Source organism: Profundibacter sp., assembly GCF_056498605.1.
Genome location: NZ_JBSMEZ010000097.1, coordinates 1 through 12,147 on the forward strand (window position 1 = coordinate 1; position 12,147 = coordinate 12,147).

The 12,147-nt window shown below is 56.9% G+C and carries 10 protein-coding genes; 3 read left to right on the top strand and 7 right to left on the bottom strand.

Features of this window, described 5'->3' with window-relative positions:
• Positions 1-1,894: penicillin acylase family protein (locus tag ACWB12_RS09945; protein ID WP_479529926.1), on the bottom strand; the 1,894-nt coding region annotated here is incomplete at its 3' end.
• An 83-nt stretch (positions 1,895-1,977) separates the two neighbouring features.
• Here ACWB12_RS09945 and ACWB12_RS09950 point away from each other — a divergent pair.
• Positions 1,978-2,850 carry an NAD(P)-dependent oxidoreductase gene (locus ACWB12_RS09950; protein ID WP_479529927.1) on the top strand — a complete coding sequence of 291 codons (873 nt, stop codon included), beginning with the start codon at positions 1,978-1,980 and terminating at the stop codon, positions 2,848-2,850.
• Positions 2,851-3,030: 180 nt separating this feature from the next.
• Here ACWB12_RS09950 and ACWB12_RS09955 read toward each other — a convergent pair whose 3' ends face one another.
• Both ACWB12_RS09955 and hemB read right to left on the bottom strand, forming a co-directional pair.
• Positions 3,031-3,597, bottom strand: a complete 567-nt coding sequence (locus ACWB12_RS09955; protein ID WP_479529928.1) for a lipid-binding SYLF domain-containing protein — start codon at positions 3,595-3,597, stop codon at positions 3,031-3,033.
• A gap of 158 nt (positions 3,598-3,755) precedes the next feature.
• Complete coding sequence (gene hemB / locus ACWB12_RS09960) at positions 3,756-4,754, bottom strand: porphobilinogen synthase (protein ID WP_479529929.1); 999 nt, start codon at positions 4,752-4,754, stop codon at positions 3,756-3,758.
• Positions 4,755-4,876: 122 nt separating this feature from the next.
• Between hemB and ACWB12_RS09965 the strand changes: the two genes are divergently transcribed.
• Both ACWB12_RS09965 and mfd read left to right on the top strand, forming a co-directional pair.
• The gene (locus ACWB12_RS09965; protein WP_479529930.1) at positions 4,877-5,404 is read left to right on the top strand and encodes a component of SufBCD complex; all 528 of its coding nucleotides are present in this window, start codon (positions 4,877-4,879) and stop codon (positions 5,402-5,404) included.
• Positions 5,405-5,431: 27 nt separating this feature from the next.
• Positions 5,432-8,893 carry a transcription-repair coupling factor gene (gene mfd / locus ACWB12_RS09970; RefSeq protein WP_479529931.1) on the top strand — a complete coding sequence of 1,154 codons (3,462 nt, stop codon included), beginning with the start codon at positions 5,432-5,434 and terminating at the stop codon, positions 8,891-8,893.
• A gap of 47 nt (positions 8,894-8,940) precedes the next feature.
• Here mfd and ACWB12_RS09975 read toward each other — a convergent pair whose 3' ends face one another.
• The 4 genes from ACWB12_RS09975 to ACWB12_RS09990 form a co-directional block, all read right to left on the bottom strand.
• Complete coding sequence (locus ACWB12_RS09975; RefSeq protein WP_479529932.1) at positions 8,941-10,158, bottom strand: multidrug effflux MFS transporter; 1,218 nt, start codon at positions 10,156-10,158, stop codon at positions 8,941-8,943.
• Positions 10,155-10,625 (bottom strand): metal-dependent hydrolase, encoded by a 471-nt coding sequence (locus ACWB12_RS09980; protein ID WP_479529933.1) that lies wholly within the window; start codon positions 10,623-10,625, stop codon positions 10,155-10,157. Before ACWB12_RS09980 ends, ACWB12_RS09975 begins: the two co-directional genes overlap by 4 nt.
• Complete coding sequence (locus ACWB12_RS09985; RefSeq protein WP_479529934.1) at positions 10,625-11,269, bottom strand: DsbA family oxidoreductase; 645 nt, start codon at positions 11,267-11,269, stop codon at positions 10,625-10,627. The genes ACWB12_RS09980 and ACWB12_RS09985 overlap by 1 nt, the downstream gene beginning before the upstream one ends.
• A partial coding sequence (locus ACWB12_RS09990) for a class I adenylate-forming enzyme family protein (RefSeq protein ID WP_479529935.1) occupies positions 11,266-12,147 on the bottom strand: 882 nt, incomplete at its 5' end. The genes ACWB12_RS09990 and ACWB12_RS09985, both read right to left, overlap by 4 nt.

Here is a 12,147-nt window from a genome sequence, read left to right on the forward strand (position 1 = left end):
GCCCCATCTCGTCCTTGATCAACCGGTTTTGCAGGGCCCGTAACCATGCAGCGTAAATCAGCGGTTCGGGCAGGTGTTCGTTCATCTCGCCGTTCCAGTTTGCCAACATATCCAAGGCTTGCTGGCGCTGGTGCTCGGGCGTGCCCTCGGCGGCGGCTTCGCCAGTGAACCACAGGTTGGCCGCGATCAGTGGCAGCAGGGCGCGCGCGGTGTAACTAACGGTGTCCAGCTGTGCCTCGATGAAACTTTCGCGGGTGTGGACCTCGCGGCTTTGCATCAAGCGTTGCCAGCGCAAGATACGCTGTGTGTCACCCCACACGAAACTGACGTTGCGCGGGAAAGGGCGGTCTATCATCTTGTTGTTGGTGTTGCCGATGATACCACCGACCGGATTGATGAATTCGGGATTGTCGCTATAATCGGCGCGACCCTGCCAGTGGTTTTCCACCAGCCAGCCCTGCGACGGGATGCGCCCCATCGTCTGGTGGTTTTCGCTGCGCTTCGGGATCGCCCCGATGGTTTTCATCGCAATACTGTCGCCATCTGCCAAGATCAGGTTCATCGCCGGAGCAAGGTAGCCCTCGGCAGCACTGATGGCCTGCTTGATCGAGCGCGACCGCATCAATCCAAGCACCGCCGAAATAGATGTGTCGGCAGGGCTAAGCACGGTCCAGGCCACGGTGGTCACATGACCTGCCGGCGTGATGCTGGCCAGATCATAGTGGCTGCCTGGCAGCACAGGGCCATTATCACTCCATTGTAGTTTGATGGTTATCGGCGCCTGATCCTTGATCCGGATGATCGAATCCCGCGTTATAAACGGTTTGAACCCTGTTGCGGTTTTGTATTCATCCGGATTGGTAGGGTTCAGTTTCTCGATATACACATCTTGATCATCGACATAGGCCGAGGTCAGCCCCCATCCCAGATAGTCACTGCGCCCCGTCAAAACCGCAGGCACACCGGGTATGGTGCCCCCAATGATGCCACCCTGATCCAGTTCTAGACGGGCCAGATACCAAATAGAGGGGGCGGAGAACCCCAGATGCGGGTCATTGGCCAGCAAAGTACCACCGGCAGCCGAACGTGAGGGGGCCGCCGCCCATGCGTTCGAAGCCCCCGCAAAGGCGCGTGGTTTGAACGGTGATAACGGGTCTGGCACAGTCGGCGCGGCGGCCGCATAACGGGGGGCAGTCGGAAACAGACTGGCGTATTTTGGCAGGGCGGCAATGGCGGCCCCCGGGGCGTCTGGCAGGATGTCACGCAACCGGTCCTCGGACAAGATTAACGAGGTTTGCGCGCGCAAAACTTCCTGTTCCAGATGCGGTGACATTTGCAACGCCATCAGTTTGATAATGGCAATCGAATCTGCCGGTTGCCACGGTGAAATCTGGTTGCTGAACAGGAAGAATTCCGGCGCACCGCGGCCCAGTGCGCCTTTGTTAATCTGGGTCAACCATGCGTTCACCCCTTTGGAATAGGCCTCGAGCGCTGCCAAGGTTTGCGGATCCTGCGCCTTGAGCGAGGAGACCGACAGGTTATAGATATCCAGCCGCCGCATCAGTTTATCAATTTCAAGAGTGCGGGGGCCAAATTGTTCCGACAAACGCCCCTGCGCCGTGCGCCGCAGCATGGTCATTTGCCACAAACGGTCTTGTGCGTGGGCATACCCAAGTGCGTAGAACACGTCATCATCCGTGGTTGCGAAGATATGCGGCACACCGGCATTGTCGCGCACAATTTCAACCGTGCTGTTGATGCCCGTCACCTGATACGTTGCATCGTAATCTATCAAGGATCGCGAGGCGAGGTAATAGACCAGAAAACCGGCCAGCAAGGCCAGTGCAAACAGCCCGACAAATATGCGTGTTAACCAACGAAATGCTTTTGCCATGTAAATATCCCGTTCTTGACGCAGCCCTTTGCGGGGTTCAATACAGGGTGAACGCATGCATGACAATCAAAGGGATGAAAACAATGGCAAAAGTCGCATTTCTGGGCCTCGGGGTCATGGGGTATCCAATGGCGGGGCATCTGGCCTCTGCGGGTCACGAGGTTTGCGTTTACAATCGCACTGTTGCCAAGGCCGAGGCTTGGGCGGCTGAGCACAAGGGGCGCTTTGCCGCGACACCCCGCGAGGCGGCGCAGGGGTGCGAATTTGTGATGTCTTGCGTCGGCAATGACGATGATTTGCGCGCCGTTTGTGTTGGAACGGACGGTGCGTTTGGCAGCATGGAAGCGGACGCTGTGTTCGTTGACCACACGACAGTATCGGCCAAGGTGACGCGCGAATTATCGGCGGTTGCCGATGACGCAGGCCTGAGTTTCATTGACGCGCCGATTTCAGGTGGGCAGGCGGGGGCCCAAAACGGTATTTTATCGGTGATGTGTGGTGGTGATGCCGATGCATACGCGCGGGCGGAACCAGTGATCGACGCCTATGCGCGCACCTGCAAACGGTTGGGCGACAGCGGGGCTGGGCAATTGACCAAGATGGTGAACCAGATTTGCATTGCCGGATTGGTGCAGGGGTTGGCCGAGGGGCTGCATTTTGCCGAGAAGGCCGGATTGGACGGGCGCGCCGTTATTGATGTGATCGGTGGCGGGGCGGCGGGCAGCTGGCAAATGATGAACCGCTACGAGACCATGATTGATGGTGAGTTCGAGCACGGGTTTGCCGTAGACTGGATGCGCAAGGATCTGGGGATTTGTCTGGATACGGCAGACGAGAACGGCGCGAGCCTGCCAGTTACGGCGCTGGTGGATCAGTTCTATAAGGATGTGCAGAAACTGGGCGGGGCTAGGTGGGACACCTCAAGCCTGCTCAAGCGGTTGCGGGCGATGGGGTGAAAAAAACGTCGGATTTTTTTCGCGCGGACACTTAATTAAGTTCAGCCCATAACGCTATGGAATATCAGGCAAATACCCAATTGTTAATAGAACCACTATTCCGGAATAGTGGTTCTATTATTTTGCCACGGTTGGCAGGGGAGAATCCAAAGCTGCCAACCAAAGACACATTGCATCTGACTATGGAATAATCCGCGTATATTTCGTGCCTTCCAGCGTCGCTCCGACAATCAAACCGGCCTGACCAAAGATCACCGCAATCACCGGTGCCAGCGCTGTGGTGGTTTCCGCCGAAACATTGCCGCCTTTGTCATTCACCGCATATTCCAGATCGGCGCCTGCGGCCCAACCTGCAGAACTGCGGAAATCACTCAAGGCCTCTTGCGTCATGAAATAGAGCACATGTGAAAACTGTTGTGCCCCGATTTGCAAACCGATGCTGGCCGCCGCTGATGAATAATAATCAACCGTGGTGTCATTGACCCGCAACGCCCCGCGCCCGAACGCGCCACCGATACCGAAACCGGCCTTGGTGATCAGCGGCATCACCAGCATACCGACGGATTTGTTTTTCAAATCCAGCGTGGCCGGATACCGGTTGTGCATAGTGCTGAGGGTTGAATCAACGCGGGCGTCGATCTTGGCGGCACCGCTGCCACCGATGCCGTTGCCACATGCGGCTGTGGTGCTGGCCATAGCGCCAGCGACGAATAGCCGCCGTGACAGTGTGTGTGGAAATCTGCTCATGGGAAAACCCCTTATGTTTGTGCCTGTATGCCTGTGTCTGCCTGACATAAGCCGACCTTTTTGGTCGATCTTATAGGGACTATAGGGGATCAGGGCAGGGGTGTCATCTATTGTTGTGTGATTGGGCAATTCTTTGCGCGTAATCGGGTGTGTGGACGTTAGCCGTTCAACGCCCGTGCCACCCGCGGGGCGAAATAGGTCAGCACCCCGTCACAACCGGCGCGCCGGAATGCCATCAGGCTCTCCATCATCACCGCATCGCCATCAATCCAGCCATTGCCTGCCGCAGCCTGGATCATCGCGTATTCGCCCGACACCTGATAGGCGAATGTCGGCACCCCAAACTCGGTTTTCACACGGTGGCAAATGTCCAGATAGGCCATTCCGGGTTTGACCATCACCATATCCGCACCCTCGGACAGATCGCGTGCCACCAGCCGCATGGCCTCATTTGAATTGGCTGGATTCATCTGGTAGGTTTTTTTGTCGCCCTTCAACGCCCCTGCCGCCCCGACCGCATCGCGGAACGGGCCGTAAAACGCGCTGGCGTATTTGGCGGAATAGGACAGGATCGACACATCCTTGTGCCCCTCGGCCTCAAGTGCGGCGCGCATCAGGCCAATCCGCCCGTCCATCATATCGCTCGGCCCCAAGATGTCGGCGCCTGCCGTCGCTTGCGTTAGCGCCATTTTCACCAAAACCTCGTTGGTTTCATCGTTCAGGATCACCCCGTCCTGCACAATGCCATCGTGGCCTTGCGCATTATATGGATCCAGCGCGATGTCGGTCATCACCGCTACTTCGGGCACCGCCGATTTCACCGCAGCAATCGCGCGGTTGGCCAGGTTGTCCGCACTCCATGCCTCGCGGCAGCAATCGGTTTTCAGGGCCGGATCAGTGTAGGGGAATATGCAAATCGCCGGAATGCCCAGATCACGCGCCTCAACGGCCGCTTCAACCAGCTGATCAATCGACAACCGTTCAACCCCCGGCATCGAGGCCACCGCCTGACGCTCACCATTGCCTTCAACCACAAACATCGGCCAGATCAGATCATTCACTGATAGGGTGTTTTCCTGACACAAGGCACGGATCGATGCCGTGCGACGGGTGCGACGCAGGCGAGTGGCGGGAAAATCGGCTTGGATCGGGCGCATATTTATCTCTTTCTCTTTTGCTCCCTACTGGATACATAGTTTTTCCATCATCTCAAGGGTAGGAATTGGCGCAGGTCGGCGATAAGCTCTGCTGAAACCCAAAGCTAAGAGGAAGAGCAGCAGTGGAATGGTATGAAATTGTGCTTGAGGTGATCGACATGCGATCATTCTCGAACCTTTGGTATTGGATTGCCCTTGCGGTTGTCTGGTCCACCACCAGCCACTGGGTGCTGGGGGTGCCCTATGACATGGTGCTAAGGGCGCGTCGTCAAGGCGGGCAAGCCGAGGTTGATCTGGAAAATCTGGTGCAGATATACACCAACCGGCTGCTTTATATCGGGCGGGTGTCAGGGCTGTGGCTGTTGGGGTTTGCCTGCTTTTTCCTGACCATCCTTGGAGTGCTGGGGTTTTACTACTGGGTCGAATTTGCCCAGGCGCTGTTTTTACTGGCCTTTCCGATGACCATTGTTGGCATGCTGTCGCTTTCGACCGCCCGCCTGATCATTGACGAGCAGGCCAGCGGAGAGGCACTGCGCAACCGGATGAAAAAACACAGGATCATCACGCAAGCCATTGGAATGGTGTCTATTTTCGTAACAGCAATGTTTGGAATGTATCAAAATCTGGCCATAGGGGCGCTTGGCCATTAGGCAGCATCGCATCAGGGTATTTTCACAATGGCCAAAGCCGATCACATAACCCTTGGCGGGGCACCCGAGGGGTTCGATGCGCATATTCTGGCGCAGGAACTGGCCAAGGCAAACCACCCCGTGGTCCATATTGCCCGCGATGATAAACGACTGGTGGCGATGCAGGCGGCACTGCGGTTTTATGCTCCCGATGCGGTGGTGCTAAACTTCCCGTCGTGGGATTGCTTGCCGTTCGACCGCACCTCGCCCAACGCCGATGTCTCGGCCGCGCGCATGTCCACATTGGCGGGGCTGGCGCATGGTATGCCAACCCCGTTCATCCTGTTGACCACGCTGAATGCGGCCACCCAGCGGGTGCCGACACGCGAAACCCTGAAACAATCCGCCTTTCGGGCCACGGTGGGCGAACGCATCAACGAAGACGCCTTGCGCGGCTTTTTATCCCGCATGGGATTCGTCAACACCCCAACCGTGATGGAGCCGGGCGATTTTGCCATTCGCGGCGGCATCATTGATATTTTCCCGCCGTTTTCGGCTGGCGGGCAGGGCGGCCCTGTGCGGCTGGATCTGTTTGGCGATGTGCTGGATGGGGCGCGCCATTTCGATCCTGCCACCCAGCGCACCACCGAGAAATTGACCAGCATTGATCTGGCGCCGGTATCTGAAATCATCATGGACGAGGCGGCGATCACGCGGTTCCGGCAGAATTACCGGATCGAGTTTGGCGCGGCGGGCTCGGACGACCCACTATACGAGGCAATCAGTGCGGGGCGTAAACATCAAGGGGCCGAACATTGGCTGCCGTTCTTCCATGAAAAGCTGGAAACCCTGTTTGATTACCTGCCCGATGCCAGCATTGTTCTGGATGACCAGATCACTGCTGCACGTCTGGCCCGCTGGGACGCGATTAAGGATCAATACGAAACCCGCCGTGAGGCGATGTCGGCCAAAAGCCGGATGGATACGGTTTACAAACCATGTCCACCGAACCTGTTGTATCTGGATGATGCGAGCTTTTCAGGGGCCATCAAGGGGCATCGTGTGATCCAGCTAAACCCTTTGCCACAGAGCACAGGGGTTGGCGTGCTAGATGGCGGCGGGCGCATTGGCCGCAATTTTGCGCCGGAACGACAACAGCAAGATGTGAACCTTTTCAAAGAACTATCCTATCATATTGATGTTAAAAAACCTGATGGGCCAATTGTGGTTGCCAGCTACTCCGAAGGGGCGCGTGAACGCCTGACGGGGTTGCTTGAGGACGAAGGCCAGATCGGCCTGCGCCAAATCAATGATGTGCGTGGCATTAAAGATGGCATCAATCTGGTGGTCTGGGCGCTGGAACACGGGTTCGTCGGCAATGGCATTACGGTGATTTCCGAGCAGGACGTTCTGGGTGATCGCCTGATCCGTGCACCACGGCGCAAACGCCGCGCTGAAAACTTCCTGACCGAAACCCAAAGCCTGTCGGTGGGTGATCTGATCGTGCATGTCGATCACGGGGTCGGGGTTTACAAAGGGTTGGAAACCATCACCGCGATGGGGGCGGCGCATGAATGTATCGCGCTGGAATATGCGGGTGGGGACCGGTTATTCCTGCCGGTTGAAAACATCGAACTGTTGTCAAAATTCGGCCACGAGCAGGGCTTGCTGGACCGGTTGGGCGGCGGTGCGTGGCAGGCGAAAAAGGCCAGGCTAAAGGAACGTATCCGCGAGGTGGCGGAAAAACTGATCCGGCTGGCGGCTGAACGTGCCTTGCGCACTGCCACTGTGATGCAGGCCGAGCACCATGCCTGGGAGGCTTTTTGTGCGCGGTTTCCGTATCAGGAAACCGACGATCAGTTGTCAGCCATCGAGGATGTTCTGGCGGATATGGCGTCGGGGCATCCGATGGATCGTCTTATCTGTGGCGATGTGGGGTTTGGCAAAACCGAAGTGGCGATGCGGGCGGCGTTTGTGGCCGCGATGTCTGGCCAACAGGTCGCGGTGATTGCACCGACCACATTGCTGGTGCGCCAGCATTTCAAATCATTTTCCGAACGGTTCCGTGGTTTTCCGATCAGCGTTGGTCAGCTGTCGCGTTTTGTTAGCACCCGTGACGCCAACCTGACCCGCGAGGGCATGACGCGCGGCACGGTGGACATTGTCATTGGCACCCACGCCCTGCTGGCCAAATCGGTCAAGTTCCAGAACCTCGGCCTGTTGGTGATCGACGAAGAACAACGCTTTGGTGTCACCCACAAGGAGCGCCTGAAGGAAATGCGCAGTGACGTGCATGTGTTGACCCTGACCGCCACACCAATCCCGCGCACCTTGCAGATGTCGCTGTCTGGTGTGCGCGACCTTAGCATCATCGGCACCCCTCCCGTTGACCGTCTGGCGATCCGCACCTACGTGTCCGAATTTGACGGGGTAACACTACGCGAGGCGCTGCTGCGCGAACATTATCGTGGGGGCCAGTCATTCTATGTGGTGCCACGGATCAAGGATTTACCCGAAATCGAGACCTTCCTTGAGGATCACGTGCCTGAGGTCAGTTACGTCGTGGCGCATGGCCAGATGGCGGCGGGCGAGCTGGACGATAGGATGAACGCCTTTTATGATGGTAAATACGATGTGCTGCTGGCCACAACGATTGTTGAATCCGGTTTGGATATTCCAACGGCCAACACCATGATCGTGCACCGCGCCGATATGTTCGGCCTGTCACAACTGTACCAGATCAGGGGCAGGGTGGGGCGTTCCAAAACCCGCGCCTATGCCTATATGACCACCAAACCGCGCTCACCGATCACCGCCACTGCACAAAAGCGCCTGCGGGTTCTGGCCAGCCTGGATTCGCTGGGGGCGGGCTTTACGCTGGCCAGCCAAGATCTGGACATTCGAGGGGCGGGGAACCTGTTGGGCGAGGAGCAATCCGGCCAGATGCGCGAAGTCGGCTACGAGCTGTATCAACAGATGCTGGAAGAGGCGATTGGCAAGATCAAATCAGGCGAGATCGGCCTGCCCGAAGATGGCGGCAAATGGGCGCCGGTGATTAACCTCGGGGTGCCTGTGTTGATCCCAGACAAATACGTGCCGGACCTTGACGTGCGGCTTGGACTATATCGCCGCCTGTCGACCTTGCACACCAAAGTCGAGCTGGAGGGGTTCGCGGCTGAATTGATCGACCGTTTCGGCACCCTGCCAAAAGAGGTGAACTCGCTGCTGCTGGTGGTGCGGATCAAAGGCATGTGCAAACGCGCCGGAATTGCGCGGCTGGACGCGGGGCCAAAGGGGGCTGTGATCCAGTTTCACAATGACAAATTTGCCTCGCCGCGAGGGCTGGTTGAGTTCATCGAGGCCGAGCGTGGCATGGCCAAAGTGAAGGGCAACACGATCGTCATTCGGCGCGACTGGACCCGCGCGGTCGACAAGGTCAAAGGCGCCTACGGTATTGCCCGTGATCTGGCGCAAAAGGTGATTGCGGAGAAAAAAGCGAAGAAAACTTAGCACATTTTCGTTCTAAAAATATCCCCGCGCGGAGCGCATAGAATCCCTTATACATCGGGCACAGGTTCTCGCCGGATGAACTGCATCAACGCAAGCGCCAAAACTGCACAACTAAATACACCGATCAACACAGGCAACGGCGTGCCATCAAAGGCATAACCGACAGGGGCGGCAATAACCACGGCCAGCACCGTCGAGATAGAACTGACCACTGATGCCGCAATTCCGGCCATATGCCCCATTGGCTCCATGGCGATGGCGTTCAAATTTCCCAGCGTCATTCCGGCCATGAAAAAGATTGAGCTCATCCAGATCAGGAATGAAGCGAAATAGGCCCAGTCCGGCATCAGCCCCAATAACATCATTGCAGCGATGCTACCCGATAGTATGATCTGCAGCAGCAGAGTGGTGCGGATCAACAGTCGCATGCCCAACCGGACCACCAATGTTGCATTCAATAAACCGGCAGTGCCTGAAATCAAAGCCAATCCACCAAACCACAAAGGGAAATTATCCCCTTGATCAAAGGTGATATCAAACACCTGCTGAGTCGTGGACAACATGCTGAACAAAGACCCTAAAACCAGCGTTTGCACCATGATTGTGACCCGTACCGTGCGGTTTGACAAAACCTCGACAAGTCCGCTCCACAACACAGGAATACGAAAGGCGCGGCGCGAACTGTCCTCCAGCGTTTCGGGTTGGCGCAGGCCAAACCACAGACCATTGATCACGGCGAAGATAACAAAGGCCCCAAACAATCCGCGCCAGCCAACATATGCGATGATTAGCGCCCCCAAGGTCGGAGCAAAGGCAGGCACCAAGGTGAACACGATCATCACGAATGACATCAGTTGCGCCATTTGGCGCCCTGCATATCGGTCACGGATCACCGCCATTGCCACCACACGCGGACCCGCAGCACCAATGCCTTGCAGCACGCGGGCTGCCAGCACCATTTCCAGCGATCCAGCCAGCATCGCCAGAACCGAGGCGATCATGTAAACCACAAATCCGCCCAGCAATACCCGCCGCCGTCCAAATGTATCCGATAAGGGACCAGTGAAAAACGTGCCCAGCCCCATGCCCAGAACAAAGCTGGTCAGGATCAGTTGCGCACGGTTCAGATCGTCCGGTGTCAGGGCCGCGCCAATCTCGGGCAGGGCTGGTAACATTGCATCAATTGAGAACGCAATCGTCGCAAATGACATTGCCATCAGCGCAACAAATTCGGGTTTCTTCAGGGGTGTTTGCGGGGTCTTCATTCGTTACGCGTCCTTACATACAAAACAATTGCAACCGCACAAATCAGCAGTTCAACCAGAAAACTCCAGTGGAACATAAAGGATAGTATCCAGTGGCTGTGGGTTGCAGAAACGGTAGTCAGCTGGAAAAAATCACGGCTGAACGGCCATTGCCACATGATGCTGCCAACCAGCGTGTCCAGCAGCAAATGTAACAGGATCGCACCAAAGCATAACGTAGCGGCGGGCAGCCATCGCCGTTTCAGTATTGCAACCGCGGGCAGGGTGATCGCGGCGACAATCAGCCAGAACCCCGGCACATGGGTCCAGTAGCGGTGGTGATGCACGCGGCCCCCATCCACCAGATGAAACCACAGCATATCAAAATCCGGCAGCACCGAGGCCAGCAAAACAACCCCCAGCACAGCGCCCTTGGCGCGAGTGGCGCGACCAAGGATATATCCAGCTGGAAGGTGCGCAATCAGCATTAGATTTCAGGCCCGCTCTGGGCGGCAAGGTCGACAATGATCTGCCCCCATATATCGGCCGGTTGCGCGCCGGTCAGCACGGATTCATTGTTCAAAATAAACGTCGGCACCCCGCGCACACCCATTTCGCGGCTATGGGCATCGCGGGCGCGGATGTCTTCCAGATCAGCATCGGTGGCCAGCAGGCGCTCGACCATATCCGCGTCCATACCGCTGTCGCCAGCGATGTTGCACAGCACCTCGTCCGCGCCAATATCACGCCCCTCGACAAAGTAGGCTTTGAACAGGGCGGCCACAACAAAGGCCTGTCGCCCCTCAACGCCCGACCAATGGATCAGGCGGTGCGCGTTGATGGTGTTCGGTGTGGTTTTGATCGCGGCAAAGTCGATGTTCAGACCAGCAGCCTCGGCCGTTTTGGCAATCTCTCCGTAAACCTTGAGTGCGCCGTCTTGCCCACCGAATTTCAATTCCAGATACTCGCGCCGCTCCATACCGCCGACAGCCATGTCGGGGTTCAACTGGTAGGGGTGCCATTCAATGGTGAATGGATGATCCGGATGTGCCGCCAACGCACGATCCAGATAGGATTTACCGATATAGCACCACGGGCAAATCGGGTCAGAAATAATGTCGAGCTTGATCAAGAATTTGCCTCGTATGCTTTTTTTATTTTCTGGCGCAATAATTTACCGTTTGCACCTTTGGGTAGGATTCCCAATTGGATGAATATACGTGGAGTTTTGTAACGTGCCAGTTGTATTTTTGCACAGTTCAGCAGATCGGCCTCATTTAATTCGATATCCGAGGTATAGAAGGCAGCAATCACCGTGGTGTCGGCCTTTACAGTGACCTCGACCACTGCAATCTCGATAACATCGGGGTGGGTGGCCAATGCGGCCTCGACCTCGAGCGGCGAGACCCGAAAGCCGCCAGCGTTCATCATATCGTCATCGCGCCCCAGATAGGTGATCGCGCCATCTGCGGCCATCGCGCAGGTGTCGCCGGTCAAAAACCACTCGCCGATGAATTTGGCCGCGGTTTCCTGATCGGCATTCAGATAACCCAGCATCAACCCCGGGTCATCACGGTGGATTGCCAGTGTGCCCGCCGTGTCATAGGGGGCGGGTTGGCCATCACCGTTCAGAATCGCCACCCGACGTCCGACCTGCGGATAACCGGATGCACCATGTGGCGCGGGGTGGCTTGGGCTGCCTGAAATAAAGGTCGAGCATTCGGACATGCCGAAGGCCTCAAATATCATGGTGTTTGTTGCTTTGTTCCAGCCCGATCGCACTCTGTCGGGTAGTTTCTCACCGGCGGATAACCCGTGGCGCAGGCTGGGTATGTCAGGAATTTCATGCTTTAGCATTTGCCGGTAAATACCTGGTGCTGCTGCAAAAATACTAGCCTTGCGGGCCGCCATCAGGGTTGGCAGCTGCGCGGGCGTTACATCTGGCGCGGGGATCAGGGCGGTCGCGCCAATGGTCCACGGGTCCAGCAACCCAGTGCCAAGGGTGTAGGT